We start from the raw sequence: 13,816 nt of genomic DNA, 5'->3' as shown, positions 1-13,816 counted from the left end.
TCAGGACAACGATAATGGCATAATATAATGTCCTAATAAACGTATTTAAAAACAGTAATACAGACTATATAGGGTCTTCATCCGTCCTGGACAAATCCTTTATGCGGTTGATACCGTCCAGATCATTCATTATATTGTACACTGTTTCAGGGACGTCTGGCTTCCAGTCCCCCCCATTAAGTATTTTTTGCCTGATTTTTGTGCCCGACCATGATGCCCTATTCATCATGGGCATGGAAAGGACTTCGTAATTCTTTTCATAGAAGAGGCGGCGTACCAGGGGATTATTGGTATAAACCCTGTGAAATGGAGGTGTCAGTGATTCGACATGTGCAACCCACATGGGATTTGAGTTAACATCCTCTATTGGAACAATATAATAATTTGATATGCCGCTATTCTCAAGGGTATTGAGTATCATGAGATAACGCTCACCGGCGGTAAATGGATTCATTATTGTGTGCGAGAGCTGTGCACTGCCTATGCCTATAACCACATAATCATTATGCTCCAGTATATGTTTTATTATGGCCAGATGCCCGTTATGAAACGGCTGGAATCTACCTATGATAAAAGCCTTCATTTAACCTGAATCGGGATTCTATAAATAAATCTTTATGATTATACTGATATTGCATATGGCCATTCCATTACCCTCGATTAATGCCCCGGCTTCCCTGGAAATTCCCGGATCTGGAGGCATAATTTTTTTCCGGCATTTTTATTTCGTGGAAGACTATCTGTACAAACTTCATGCCGGCCCGAATTTCAATTGGCTCGCCGAAATTGTAGAAGGCCATTGTAAGATTTCCGGAGAATCCAGCATCCACAAAGCCAAAAGAGGAGAATATGCCGTGTCTGGAGTATCTGGATTTTATATAAAGGGAGGCCACTATGTTATCTGGCATATTCAAAAGTTCCATGCTGGAAATAAAGAATAACTTATTTTTCTCTACGGTTTCATTTGTATGATCACCAACGCGCAGATCGTAACCATTAGGTGTGAGGCAATCAGGTTCATAATTTTCTGAGATCAGTTTTCCCTGCATAATTAGGGATGATATTTCCACGTCATTCAGCATGTATGTGTATATTGAATCTATTAATTATTTTTCTCATAAGTGGATACAGTAAAAGTGCCAGAATAAAGGATATATAATAGCTTATATCAACACCGCCCAGGTATAATTTTGATATAACGCCCTCATAAATTATTCCCGGGTCCATGAATGGTATGGAAATTGCCAGGGCCATAAAGTATGAAAATATTCCTGAAACATTGAATCCCGGTATGGATTTGAAATTGAATGCATTATTTTTATTCACTATGAAAAAATCGGCAATCATTATTCCGAGCCACGGAGTTATCCAGTAGTCAAGCAGGAACAGGAAATCCTCATAAAATGAATAAAATCTGGTATAGAGTATTATGGATAGCACTGTTGCTATAATAATCCCTGTGGCAACAGTGTATATCCTTCTTAGATTCAGGCCTGTGCTTTTCAGTGATATTGAATTTGAGTAGAGGTTTATGGCATCCGCAGCTATTCCTCCCAGGAAGATCGCAGATAGCCCTATAACCCCGTAAGACCCAAGGACAGAGCTGAGATCGCCTGCCGGGTTTCCAGATGGATTCAGGGACATTATTGCCACTAAAAGTCCCGCAATTTCAGCCCATACAGTAGCCAGAAGCCCACCACTGAAGGTATATATAAACGAGTTCCTGGTTTTGTTGTAACGGGAATAATCAGCAGCATAGGGGCCCCATGACATAAGATACGAAAATGACGTTGCAAGTGTTATTCCAAATGCTACACCGAAACCATAATACATGGGTTTATATGCATAAAGTTCGCCTGCATGGAAAGTGGCATTGGCTACTATAAAGATAAACAGAATTCCCAGCACAAGTGACATTGTTTTTTCAAAATACGAAATGGCCTTTCTTCCCGAATTAGATATCAGGAATATTACAACCGCCATGGCAAGTATTGAAATTTCATAATAGGGTATATGGAAAGCCAGTGAAAAGGCAAATGATGCAAGTATAAGATTAACTGTAAGCCAGCCCAGTGTATTTAGCCACTGAAGTCCTGTCATGAATATGCCAAAATGCTTCCCGAAGGCACGCCTCCCCAGTATCATCTGGGGAAGCCCTGTAAGCGTGCCTGTTTTTGACATAAACCCTACCAGGAGAGACCCCATTATACTGCCGAGGATCATTGAAAATAGGGCCATCTGGATGCTAAGGCCAAGCAGTACCGGTATAAACCCGATGGCAAAATCCCCTACAGTCAGGTTGGAGGCAAACCATATGGTAAAAAGTTCTGAAGAATTATTTTTCCGCATGTCATATGGGACAGGATCGAATTCCCCGTATGCATATTGAGGATTTACACCGTCCTTCTTCTCAAAATGCATAGCGAGATATGCAAAATTATATAATTAGTTTTTCTAATGTCCAGTAATCTAAAATCAAGATGGAAATTTAATTCAATACATTTAAATTCTATTTTTTATAATGATTTACAATGAACGACATCTCCAAAAAAATTGAGGCTATACTTTATTCATCACGGGAGCCATTGAAGGCATCAGAAATTTCAGAGTATCTTGGCATCAGTACTGCAGAGTTCAGCAGGGCAATAAAGGAGATATCAAGAAACTATGAGGACATAAATAGCTCCCTGAAGGTTGGGCAGTTCGGAAACAGTTATAAGATTAAATTGAGTGAGAATATGGTTCCAGTTGTGGAACCTTTTATAGAGAAGGAATTCTCAGAGAAACAGCTTGCTATGCTTTCCTATATTTTCAAGATGAATGGTGAGGCAATATCAGGAGACCTCAGGGAAAATTTCGGATATGACTATAAGGAGGACCTTGAAAAATTGAAGAAGGGTGGTATGGTATCATCAAGGAAATACAGGAATACACATAAATATAAGGTTACAACAGAGTTTCACCGTAAATTTAATATTAACAAGAGGACATTACGTGCAGAGGAACAATGAACGTTTTACTTGTAGGCAGTGGAGGCAGGGAAGATGCGATTGCAAGGAAAATCAGGGAAACTGATACGCTATATTCTGTAGTTACCAATGACAATCCATCAATATTGAGGCTATCGAAAGATGTTATGGAATACAGTGCAGATTCATATAAGATAGTTGATTTTGCCAAAAAAAATAAAATTGACATTGCATTTATTGGACCTGACGGGGTCCTGGAAACGGACCTTGTTGACAGGCTTCTGGAGAATCATATACCGGTGGCATCTCCGACACAGAAGGCCGCAATGATTGAAACTTCCAAGGAGTACATGCGTGGCCTTATGAAAAAATACAGGATAAAAGGGGATATTGAAAACACACTGATAAAGAGCAGGGAAGATCTTGAAAAATTCTTCAAGGAAAATGATGGTGAATATGCAATTAAACCAATAGGGCTCACAGGTGGAAAGGGTGTAAAGGTCATGGGGCTCCAGATAAATGGAGCTGCTGAGGCAATAGCATACGGATCAGAAATCCTTGAAAGGGATGGAAAGGTGTTGCTGGAAAAGAGGGAGATCGGTGAGGAGTTCTCAATTCAGGCATTCACAGATGGGACACATATTGCTTTTATGCCGGTTGTACAGGATTATAAAAGGCTTTATGAGGATGATCTTGGCCCTAATACAGGAGGCATGGGATCTATCTCAGATAAGAATTTCATCCTTCCATTCATTACCATAGATACCGTTAACGAGGCTAGGGAAATTCTGAAAAAAATTGTGAATTCAATGAAGGAGGATGGCAATCCATTTAAGGGCGTTATATACGGTCAGTTCATGGATACGGATCACGGGGTAAAGGTTATTGAGGTCAATTCAAGGTTTGCAGATCCGGAGGGCATAAATGTCCTTACGATCCTGAAATCAAATCTTGTAGATATTTTTCTGGATATTTACAGCGAAACCCTCAAGGACAATATTAAGTTTATGAGTAAAGCCACCGTTCTGAAATATATTGTGCCTCCTGGATATGGAATAAAACCTGCCGAGTCGGAAATTACAATTAAGGACAATATAGAATCTGATAATTTCAGGCTGTACTATTCTTCTGTTTCCGGAACAATGAACAGGGTAAAAACTTCTAAATCCCGGGCTCTGGCCCTTATAGGAATTGGTGATAGCATTTATGAAGCTTCTGATATAGTGGAGGAAAAATTGCAGTATATATCCGGTGATTATTATATCCGGCACGACATAGGGACTGAACAGATGCTGAAGAGAAAAATTAAAGGTTAATGGTTCCAAATACCCTTGGAACTATATTATTGCTGGCAACAACAACCCTGTTTTTTACCACAGGGATTTTTTTATCAAGGAGAATATGATCATTTTCAAACTTCCCCCTCTGGAATCTCATTATATCCGATACGAAAACCTCGAAGTTATCTCCCAGATTCAGTTTTAGGCTTTTCTGGGGAAGTACATTCCCCTTTATTTCCCCTGCATATTTGAAAGATTTATCAGACAGAAACATGCCGCGCTCCATGTCTGTGGGCTCTATATTTTTAAGGGCGAGCCCAACTCTGGACCCTGCAGGCGCAGTCTCAACGTCCTCGTCATTCATCTGTATTGACCTTACCTCAACCTCCCTATCCAGATCTGATAGTATGAGCTTCTGATGCCTTGACACGCTGCCAGAAAGAACAAAACCCAGTGCCACTGTGCCTACTCCCTTTACCTTGAAGAAATGATCTATAACAGTAAGATTATCCTTATCACTGCGGCTTATTTTCACCTTTTTTATTTCGTCTATAAGCTCCATTGGTTTTCCCTGGAAAAATTTGAACCCTTTCAGGGATGTGTTTTCCAGGATTTTCCTCACTGCTGGCTGCTGTTCTTCTGTAGCTATTATAAATCCTGTAGTTTTCCCCATTAGGTCAAGTGCAACTATAACTTCGCCGAGATCACGGTTTATTGCAGTTACCTTTATTATTGCCATATCGGAAGGGTATATAGAGTCCGTTAGGGATGAGATTTTCTCTGGGTACTTAACCGGCTCGATAAATGTCATTATGGTATCACCGTCCTTTCTATGGTATAACTGTATATCGCTATTGGTTCCAACCTTGGCAATCTCCTTTATGTAATCGGAGGCATTGTAGCAAAAGATGCTGTATGATTCCATAGCATAGTTATGCATTAAAGCTTAAAAAGATTTAACTCTTAAGCGAGAAGCCACTTCCATTATCTATGGGAGAATGTCACCAGCTTAAAAACAAATTTATAAAAATATTTATATAGAATTCATGAATTTCAATCCCTGAGACCAGCGCTATCAAGTATTATATTCTTGATCAGCACTGCCATTTCATCAGAATCCGATGGTGTTTTTGCACGGGCGTATTTTATTCCATGATCTGATAAAAAGTCCCTGTATTTTACGTCCAGGTCGTAGAGGATTTCCAGGTGCTCATAAAGGAATCCAACAGGCGATACCAGGATGCTGTCCACATTATCCTTCCTGAACTGATCCAGCAGGTCATAAATTGATGGCTGGATCCATTTCCCATAGGGGCCCTGGCTATAGAACGCAGTGTAGTACTTATTTATACCAAGTATTCTGGAAATGTCCTTTGCATTTCTTTCAAGAGAACTGACATAATCACTTTCATCATCAATCAAAGGGAGGCTGTGGGCTGTAAACAGGAAGTTGTCATATTCATACATATACCTGCTTATTTCAGATGCCCACATACAGGCGAGTATGTTTCTATCCAGTCCATTAATGAATTTTAATTTTACATTTTTCCCGTTCAATCCTTTTTGCAGCGGAATTTCATAAGATTTTTTAATGTTGTTTGACTTAAATGCAAAAAGTGGAAGTGCTATAATTTCCTCGTAATCCGGATCAAGGGATGAGACAACCTCTTCTATACCGGGATGCCAGTGCTTGTATGCGTCCACAATATCAAAATCTCCGTATTTGGCCAGGAGCCTCCCTACCTTCTTCATCAGATTTTTTATAATCTGATTTGAGGGGGATTGACCATTTACCATCTCATATTTTTTTATGTTCTCATCCATAATTTTTTCCGGTACGGGCTTTCCCTCAAAAATTCCGGACAGGTATGCCGGCACATCTTCTATCCTCTCAGGGCTGCCATAACTGAGCAGTATTACCTTTTTCATTACTGCATATTTTTTCCACAGATTTATTATTTTCTTAAAAATAATTATAAAGGTTAATGAAAATTGTGATCATGTACTGTTTCAACGATTTCCTTAAGCGTGTTTGGTGATGTTTCAGGAAGCACACCATGCCCCAGGTTGAACACATAGTTGTTTATTCCTGCGGCCTGTTTCAGAATTGATTTTGTTTCCTCTATAGCTGGTCCTTTACCGTACTGAGCAACATAGGGGTCAAGGTTACCCTGGATTCCAATCTCCGGCCTGAGTATTTTTCCTGCACGGTCTATGCTGATTCTCCAGTCAAGACTTATAACATCTGGTTTAATGCCATTGAACTGTTCAATCATGCCTGAATTTCCTGTTGAGAAGTATATAAGGGGTATTTTGCCCTTTATTTCACCCACGATTTCCATTATGTCCTTTTTCAGATATTTCTCAAACATATAGGGAGAAAGCGATCCCAGCCATGAATCGAAAATTTGTACTGCATCCACACCGGCACTGATCTGCATTTTCAAATAGGTTATGATCATATTTTTAATCATATTCTTGATGACTGTAAAAGCACTGTCGTTGAGCATAATTTTTTTGGTATATATGAGGTTATTATCCGACGTGCCGGACAGAAGATAGGACAGCACTGTTATGATCCCCCCGGAAAACCCTATTATAGGTGTCTCAGGGTGTTTTTGCTTGAACAGCCTTATGGCGTCCATTGTCCTGTATTGAAGTGCATTGCTATCAAATTCATGGATACCGTTCATCTCGGGATTATTTCTGTAACCATTCTGGATCACCGGACCATTTGCATTGAAATCTATGCTGTATCCCATTGCCTCCAGTGGAAGTATTATATCTGCAAATATAATTGCCGCATCAACATTCAGTGCGTTTACCGGGAGATAGGTTATTTTTTCCGTAATAGCAGGGTCCATGCACATCTGCCTTATATTATAGTTTTTTCTGATTTCCTGATATTCAGGCATGTACCGCCCTGCCTGGCGCATAAACCACACAGGTATCCTCTCATGCTGGTCTCCGCGCAGCGCCGCAATAAAATTATTCATGGCTTTACCCGCCTTATTGTCCTTGGATACGGGATTGTTTCCCTTATATTGGAAAGCCCGCATATCCACATAACAAGCCTGTCAAGACCCAGACCAAAGCCGCTATGGGGTATGCTTCCATATCTTCTTAGGTCAACGTACCAGTAATAATCTTCCGGGCTGAGCCCATTTTTCTTGATCCTGTCAAGGAGCTCTTCCAGGTCATAAATTCTTTCACCGCCACCAAGTACCTCACCGTAGCCCTCAGGGGCGAGCAGATCATGGCAGAGTATCTCCCCGGGGCTTTCTGGATCAGGCCTGTGGTAAAAAGTCTTTAATGATTCCGGGTAGTCTGTAACAAATATTGGATTGTCGAAATGTACCATTATTCCATATTCTTCATCTGCACCCAGATCATCGCCATATTTCAGGTTCATGCCAAATTCTCTGGCCTTTTCTATCAGGTCCCTGTACCTTATTCTCTGAAAAGGCACTTTTATGTTTTCCAGTTTGGCCGGGTCCCTGTTGATTATTTTAAGATCATCCATGTTATTTTTCAGCACCGCATCAATGATGAATTTGATCATCTTTTCCTCATCCTCCATCATATCCTCATTGTTATACCACGCGGCCTCGCCCTCTGCGTGCCAGTATTCTGTGAGGTGCCTTCTTGTCCTGGATTTTTCCGCCCTGAAACTGGGGGCTATTGTAAAAACCTTTTCCAGGCTGAATATCATGGTTTCAAGATAAAACTGTGAGCTCTGTGTCAGGTTAACCTTCTCACCGAAGTAATCCACATTGAAAAGCGATGCACCGCCCTCGGTCGCTGTGGAAACAAACATGGGGGCCTGGACCTGATAGTACCCATTCCCGTAAAAGTAATCTGTAAAAGCCTTGAACACCGTTGACCTTATTTTCAACACAGCGGTAAATTCCCGGCTCCTTAGCCATAGATGCCTGTTGTCCAGTAGAAATTCCTCGCCCAGATCCCTGGCTATGGGAAAATTTTCATTCCTTTCGTAAATTTTGTATGTATTTATTGAAAGCTCATAACCTGTAACTGCCCTGGGATCCTTTCTTAATGTCCCAGATAGCTCCAGGCTACTTTCTACCGTAAGAGATGACAGGTCTTTCATGGCCTCCGGGCTCAGATCATCTGAGGATGCCACACACTGTACAATATCTGTTGAATCCCGCAGGACGATAAAGGTGATCCTGCCAGAGCTCCTAATTCTGTATACCCAGCCCCTTATGGAGACTTCCTTGCCAGTAAAATTATCTGATAATATGTCCCTGATTTTTTCCATTAGGGGTGAATAGGAATTATGCATATATTTTTTAGGTTTCTAAAATACATAAATATTTATAATATTATTAAATTCTTTATCAGTATTTTAGAGGAGAATTAATATGTACATATTGCTTGAAGATGAATACGTAATCAGGGTTCCGCCTGAACTGTTAAATGATGATTATTCCGAGGCCGTTATTGAGGCATCAAAATCAATTCTGGAGGGGAAACTGGTAGACATACTGGAAGGTGAAAAGAGCCTGGGGAAAGCATATATAGTTTCAGTAAGCAACATTGAAATGAAGGGGGAAGGCACTATAGTTCATGGAGATGGTGGGGTCTACCAGCCAATTCATTATACTGCCCTTGCATATTTTCCCAGGATGCAGGAGGTTGTTGATGGAATCGTAGAGGGAATTCAGAAATTTGGCGCATTTATAAGATTCGGGCCATTTGAGGGCTTGCTGCACATCAGCCAGATCATGGATGATTCCATAAATGTTGATATGGATAATCAAAGAATAGTAGGAAAGGATACAAAGATGGAACTTAAAGTCGGAGATAAGATCAGGGTTAGAATAGTTGCATTGAACCTTGCATCTGCATCACTCTCTGATAGCAAAATAGGATTTACGGCTAAGCAGCCGGGTCTTGGAAAGCCTGAGTGGGCACAAAAACAGGACATAAATAATTGAGGGATAAGATGGCGAAAGTATATAAGGCCTGCAGGATATGCAAAAGATTGACAACAGAGGATGTCTGCCCCGTCCATGGTGAGGAAAGAACAAAACCTGACTGGTTCGGATTTTTGATAATAAATGACGTAAACTCACAGATAGCCCAGAAGGCAGATATAAGGGAACCAGGTATATATGCCATTAAAGTTAGATCGTGACATTACAGTAGGGGATAATGCACGGAATACCATAAAGAGTTTCAAATATTCTTTATGTAATTTAGACGATATAAGGCTTCTTGCAATGCATAATAAAATTGTATCTGTGGGTGATGTTACAACAGAAAATCTTCTAAAGGCAGGAATAGGGATTAAGCTTCAGGTTGTTGACCTTGTAACAAAGAGGGATGAGAGGCATTTTGAGCATGTAAAGGGTTCCTGTGAGGTGGTGAATCCACCCGGAACAATATCACTCCAGTTGATGAATGCCATAGCAAGTTTTATGGAAGGAGATGGAAGTGGGAGAATCGAGGTTAGGGGAGAGGAAGACCTGGCGGTAATACCAATAATCTTTTATGCAGATAATAATACAGTAATAGTTTATGGTGTACCTGATACAGGTATGGCATTCATAAAAGTTAATGAGGATATAAAAAAGGAAATTGAAAATATGATAATGGAGATGTATAGAAATGAGCAATGAAAAAATGATAAAAAATTTCAGCGTCGATTCCGAAAGGGATAACAAGCTGCTGTTCAGGAAGGAGATAAAATATACTCTGGATTTCAAATCTGGAAAAACTGTAAGCAGAAAGGAAATAAAGGATCTTTTTGTGGATTATTATAAGGCCAAGGAAGATGTAATAATAGTGGACAGGAATATACAGGAGACGGGAAAGGATTCACTTAAGGGCTATGTTAAAATATATGATACCAAGGAGCATGCTATGTTATATGAGCCAGATTATGAACTCATAAGGAATGGATTAAAGGAAAAGGAGAGTAAATAATGGAAAAGAGAGAATTGTACGCAGTTGAAGAAGGAAAGATAGTAAGAAAAAGAAGAACATGCCCCAGATGCGGTGCAGGTGTTTATCTTGCAGAGCACTCAGACCGCTATACATGTGGAAAGTGTGGCTATACTGAATTCAAAAAGAAAAAATAATTTTTATAAATTATAAATAAGCCCGGTTGTTTCCCCGGCCTGTTTTTCTATTGCATTTATTCTACGCCTTATCAATTCAGATGTTTCTTTATCTTCTGATTTCAGGCTTAGAAGGCTTACAAGCATGGTTAATTCATAATCAAGTATCATGCTAAGGTTTCTGAGATATTCAGCCTTTCCCTCTGGCACCTTCTTTCTCTCTGCAGCCACAAAGCAATCCATATGTACCGGCCCTTCCTTGGTGAAGGTAAATTTCTCACCTGTCTTTATTATTTTGTTGCATACATAACATCCGTATTCCATGATACCCTATGAATTTGCAGATGTTAAATTTATCGCTGCTCGTAAATTTACATACCATTTATTTATTGATCTTCCTTACCATTAATTTCAGGCCACTGCGCCCTGTTACCACAACCCTGTCAAATTTTTCGATATCTTCCTCCCCTATATTTACAACCTCCCATGAAACACCGTCGATGGTAATGAACCCGCTGCCGTTTTTACTGATTTTATTGCTGGCAACTCCTATGGAATTTGTCATTGATTCTGAACCGGTATAATGCCTCCCACGCTGAGATGAAATAATTTTATAAAGATAATAAACGGTAAATGTGATTATTACGATAAATGCCACAATGGCCAAAATTACCGCGAATATAAGGCTGCCAGGTACTGCACTGGCATAGTCCACTGGAGCATAAGTTATAATGCTGTATATCATAGATTAATATACCATACTTTATTAAAAGAATTTCTATTAGTTATTTAAAGATGCAACCAACTATTTAATAAATATTATAATGGGAATTACTGGTACATGTTTTTCGGTGCGGCACCTGCATCCAGAACTTCTGATATAAGTTTCTCGGCATCCTCGCTACCCAGGCCTAATGAAGACATCAAATAATTCTTTATATCCTCCCTGGATTTTCCAGCTTTTGCCATTTCCTTTATCATCATGCCTGTTCTTTCTATTATGCCTGCGTTGAATTCGTCCTCAAGATTTAATGCCCTTACCATGAGGTAAAAAGCTGCAAGAATGGTGTTAAGGCCGGTATTAAGAACATCCCTGGTAAATGTAGCTGCATCAAAATCTTCCCTTGCCACAACCTCCTCATTTATTCCATCAAGCATGAATTTTACAAGTTCCACCCTTGCGTTAAGCAGGAGCAGTGTTCTATAGATCTTCAATCTGGGTTCATTTTCAATTGTTGCTGTTTCCATGCCGGTTCTCACTATGAGGTTTATTGCACCCTTGTCACTGTCAACATAGAGAAATATATCAAAGGGAATTTTTTCATTCTGGAGCACCGTATAATCCCCGGCCTTGGATATAGTCCATTTTAGGTCTATAAGCGTTTTTGCATTATCGTTTCCTGAACTAAGCCATTTAACAATTTCGTCTGAAGTAACCATAAACTTATAACGCGGGAAAGTATTTTAAATGTTTCATTATAAGGTAAATATTCAGAATGCATATTATTTTCTTTTTTTTATAATACCATCATAGTGCCTTGTACCTTTTTAAAGAAACCTCATATATCTCTCCCATGGAACCAAGAGAGTTCAGTATTTCATCCACCCTCTCCCGGGGAATTCCTGCATTGGAGCATGAAATTACAATATCATCGTATTTGCATCCCGGTCCGCTATCATTATTTTTTATATAATCAAGAATGAATGCCTCAACGTTTACTGTTTCACCGGATGTGGGTTTTTCATCTTCCAGTGTGGCCTGTCCGGCCTCTCCACTGTAACCTGTCTGGGTTTCTATAGGTATCGGTGAGTCAAAGTTTATTGATGACAGGGCATTCATATAGGAGGTGAAATCATAGTCGTGGTAATTTTCCCTTGCCCGTATAGCGTCATCTGCCTCATCCCTGGAGTATCCCAGGCCCACAAGTGTATCGGCAGTAGCGTTCTCGTCCTTCAATGCCTCTGTGATGCCCAGAAGTTTTCTCCTGGTAACATATGACGTTCTTATCCCCCAGAAATACCTTTCCGTGTCTGATATCTTTTTTATCAGCTCAGGATTGATTGAAAAGTAGAATATGCCATCGTCTGTTTTAAATGAACTTACCTTTCCCATTACAACAACGGTATCGTTTACATTATATTTATCAAGCTCCTCTGCCATTTCACTGCTGAAACCTGTCTTGAACCCGGTTAGATAGAAAGATCCCAGATAATCCGCAACGGTTACCTTTACCATCCGGTCATCTGAGCTTTTATATGTTATGATTCCTGCAAGCAGGATTCTCTTCAGCTTTGTGCCCAGTGGAGTTATTACATATGGCCTCTTTTCCTCACCCTCAAGCCTGCTAGAATCTTTAAGTTCACGTGAAAATACCCAGTATGAAGTTTCTCTTTTTGTATACGCCATTTAAATCACCTATTGACTGACCTTTATATCTTTTTCTATGTCTTCCCTGGTTATAGCATTTATGGCATTAACCCTCAGTGACAGGTCATCATCATTTTTAATAAAATCTGCATTGACACGGACTGCATGCCCGTATAGCCTGTCCTCAAGCATCCTGTAGATATCTCCAGCAACTCTGGGAAGATCCTCCTCCTTTATTCCGAGAAATGGCATTACTGCCTTTTTCCCGGCTATGCACTGTATATACCTTGTTCCGTCATCTAGGGTGAAATATGAAAATATGTCCAGTTTTGTTGGCTTATCTGGATGATCAGGGCAGACCCCGGTACTTAATGGCTTATTGCACTCACTGCAGCGTTTTATTATTCCGCTTTTTGTGCCCAGTGTTATTATGAATCCCAGTATTGTTATGCCCCCTGCAGGATTGTCAACCTCAAATAATTTATAATATCTTTCAAAATCCATGTCCTCATTTTCAGGATAAACCTCCGTCTTGTCCCCTATTGAGACTTCGAGCTGTTTGTTGAATTCAGAGACACGTGCACCTACGATCCTGTAAATTTTGCCGTTTTCCAGCGGCTGCCCGAAGGATGAAATTCTGACACGGGAGGTATCATCCTCTATAAATCCATTATATATTGTAAATGTATTTCCAGCCTTGCTGTATTCCTTGCCCGTCATGTTACTTATCTTTCCTGTTACGGTAACAAAGGGATTTTTCAGGGAAAGATCCATTAATTTTGTCTCTTTGTATGTCCTTTTTACCTCAATATCCTCCCCGGGCTTAAGCAGTATCTCTGTCTTAGAATCAAAATATAACCTTATCCTCTCATTGTAAACCCTGGATCTTGCATATCTTATCTGTACAACATCTCCGGCCTTAATAGGTGCCGGGAACTCCCATGCAGTATACGGAAGCACCCCCGTCTCGTCCCCCACAAGGCCATAATAATAAACGGTTTCACCACGGGATGTTGTTGTTTCCCTTTTAGACAGTGAAAGTATTTTAACTCTGAGTTCTAAATTGGGGGTTTCTCCATGTATTTCATCTAATTTCATTATTTCGCATCTCTT

At 40.0% G+C, this 13,816-nt stretch carries 19 protein-coding genes; 7 read left to right on the top strand and 12 right to left on the bottom strand.

From position 1 onward, the window contains the following. Positions 1-64: 64 nt before the first annotated feature. The 3 genes from RE471_RS03875 to RE471_RS03865 form a co-directional block, all read right to left on the bottom strand. Positions 65-583: a nicotinamide-nucleotide adenylyltransferase gene (locus RE471_RS03875; protein WP_309215474.1), complete on the bottom strand. Its 519-nt coding sequence runs from the start codon at positions 581-583 to the stop codon at positions 65-67. Between the two features lie 67 nt (positions 584-650). Then, the gene (locus tag RE471_RS03870) at positions 651-1,082 is read right to left on the bottom strand and encodes a dCTP deaminase (protein ID WP_309215473.1); all 432 of its coding nucleotides are present in this window, start codon (positions 1,080-1,082) and stop codon (positions 651-653) included. Further along, positions 1,072-2,421: a cytosine permease gene (locus tag RE471_RS03865; RefSeq protein ID WP_309215472.1), complete on the bottom strand. Its 1,350-nt coding sequence runs from the start codon at positions 2,419-2,421 to the stop codon at positions 1,072-1,074. Before RE471_RS03865 ends, RE471_RS03870 begins: the two co-directional genes overlap by 11 nt. Positions 2,422-2,531: 110 nt before the next feature. Here RE471_RS03865 and RE471_RS03860 point away from each other — a divergent pair, with 110 nt between their 5' ends. After that, positions 2,532-3,011, top strand: a complete 480-nt coding sequence (locus RE471_RS03860) for an SMC-Scp complex subunit ScpB (protein WP_309215471.1) — start codon at positions 2,532-2,534, stop codon at positions 3,009-3,011. After that, positions 3,008-4,285: a phosphoribosylamine--glycine ligase gene (purD, locus tag RE471_RS03855; protein WP_309215470.1), complete on the top strand. Its 1,278-nt coding sequence runs from the start codon at positions 3,008-3,010 to the stop codon at positions 4,283-4,285. Before RE471_RS03860 ends, purD begins: the two co-directional genes overlap by 4 nt. Here purD and RE471_RS03850 read toward each other — a convergent pair. The 4 genes from RE471_RS03850 to asnS all read right to left on the bottom strand — a co-directional run bounded on the left by RE471_RS03850 (position 4,275) and on the right by asnS (position 8,531). Beyond that, positions 4,275-5,174, bottom strand: a complete 900-nt coding sequence (locus RE471_RS03850) for an EF-Tu/IF-2/RF-3 family GTPase (RefSeq protein ID WP_309215469.1) — start codon at positions 5,172-5,174, stop codon at positions 4,275-4,277. The genes purD and RE471_RS03850 overlap by 11 nt on opposite strands. Before the next feature lie 128 nt (positions 5,175-5,302). Continuing rightward, positions 5,303-6,178 (bottom strand): ferrochelatase, encoded by an 876-nt coding sequence (locus RE471_RS03845; RefSeq protein ID WP_309215468.1) that lies wholly within the window; start codon positions 6,176-6,178, stop codon positions 5,303-5,305. A gap of 53 nt (positions 6,179-6,231) precedes the next feature. Next, on the bottom strand, positions 6,232-7,245 hold the full coding sequence (gene hemE, locus RE471_RS03840) for a uroporphyrinogen decarboxylase (protein ID WP_309215467.1): 1,014 nt from the start codon (positions 7,243-7,245) through the stop codon (positions 6,232-6,234). Next, a complete protein-coding gene (asnS, locus tag RE471_RS03835; RefSeq protein WP_309215466.1) occupies positions 7,242-8,531 on the bottom strand; it encodes an asparagine--tRNA ligase in 1,290 nt (429 codons plus the stop codon). Before asnS ends, hemE begins: the two co-directional genes overlap by 4 nt. 103 nt (positions 8,532-8,634) lie before the next feature. Between asnS and RE471_RS03830 the strand changes: the two genes are divergently transcribed. Genes RE471_RS03830 through RE471_RS03810 form a run of 5 tightly spaced genes read left to right on the top strand, consistent with a single transcriptional unit; the run spans position 8,635 to position 10,356 of the window. Then, on the top strand, positions 8,635-9,210 hold the full coding sequence (locus tag RE471_RS03830) for a DNA-directed RNA polymerase (protein WP_309215465.1): 576 nt from the start codon (positions 8,635-8,637) through the stop codon (positions 9,208-9,210). A gap of 8 nt (positions 9,211-9,218) precedes the next feature. Continuing rightward, entirely contained in the window at positions 9,219-9,410 is a 192-nt protein-coding gene (gene spt4 / locus RE471_RS03825; protein WP_309215464.1) for a transcription elongation factor subunit Spt4, read from the top strand. Next, entirely contained in the window at positions 9,388-9,894 is a 507-nt protein-coding gene (locus tag RE471_RS03820) for a DUF359 domain-containing protein (RefSeq protein ID WP_309215463.1), read from the top strand. The genes spt4 and RE471_RS03820 overlap by 23 nt, the downstream gene beginning before the upstream one ends. Continuing rightward, positions 9,884-10,201 (top strand): 30S ribosomal protein S24e, encoded by a 318-nt coding sequence (locus RE471_RS03815; protein ID WP_298277392.1) that lies wholly within the window; start codon positions 9,884-9,886, stop codon positions 10,199-10,201. The genes RE471_RS03820 and RE471_RS03815 overlap by 11 nt, the downstream gene beginning before the upstream one ends. Further along, a complete protein-coding gene (locus RE471_RS03810; RefSeq protein ID WP_309215462.1) occupies positions 10,201-10,356 on the top strand; it encodes a 30S ribosomal protein S27ae in 156 nt (51 codons plus the stop codon). The genes RE471_RS03815 and RE471_RS03810 overlap by 1 nt, the downstream gene beginning before the upstream one ends. A gap of 3 nt (positions 10,357-10,359) precedes the next feature. Here the strand turns inward: RE471_RS03810 and RE471_RS03805 are convergent, their stop codons facing one another. The 5 genes from RE471_RS03805 to RE471_RS03785 form a co-directional block, all read right to left on the bottom strand. After that, on the bottom strand, positions 10,360-10,659 hold the full coding sequence (locus RE471_RS03805; protein WP_309215461.1) for a DUF2175 family protein: 300 nt from the start codon (positions 10,657-10,659) through the stop codon (positions 10,360-10,362). Positions 10,660-10,717: 58 nt separating this feature from the next. Then, positions 10,718-11,080, bottom strand: coding sequence for an NfeD family protein (locus RE471_RS03800; RefSeq protein ID WP_309215460.1), 363 nt, complete (start codon positions 11,078-11,080; stop codon positions 10,718-10,720). Positions 11,081-11,166: 86 nt separating this feature from the next. Beyond that, positions 11,167-11,775 carry a hypothetical protein gene (locus tag RE471_RS03795; RefSeq protein WP_309215459.1) on the bottom strand — a complete coding sequence of 203 codons (609 nt, stop codon included), beginning with the start codon at positions 11,773-11,775 and terminating at the stop codon, positions 11,167-11,169. Positions 11,776-11,863: 88 nt separating this feature from the next. Further along, positions 11,864-12,742 (bottom strand): hypothetical protein, encoded by an 879-nt coding sequence (locus RE471_RS03790; RefSeq protein ID WP_309215458.1) that lies wholly within the window; start codon positions 12,740-12,742, stop codon positions 11,864-11,866. Between the two features lie 9 nt (positions 12,743-12,751). Beyond that, entirely contained in the window at positions 12,752-13,801 is a 1,050-nt protein-coding gene (locus RE471_RS03785; RefSeq protein WP_309215457.1) for a replication protein A, read from the bottom strand. Positions 13,802-13,816: the final 15 nt, after the last annotated feature.

Origin of the sequence: Ferroplasma sp. (assembly GCF_031200575.1) — an archaeon.
In the GTDB taxonomy this organism is placed as follows: domain Archaea; phylum Thermoplasmatota; class Thermoplasmata; order Thermoplasmatales; family Thermoplasmataceae; genus Ferroplasma.
Note: the sequence above shows the minus strand (reverse complement) of the source record. Positions and strands in the feature narration are given on the sequence as shown.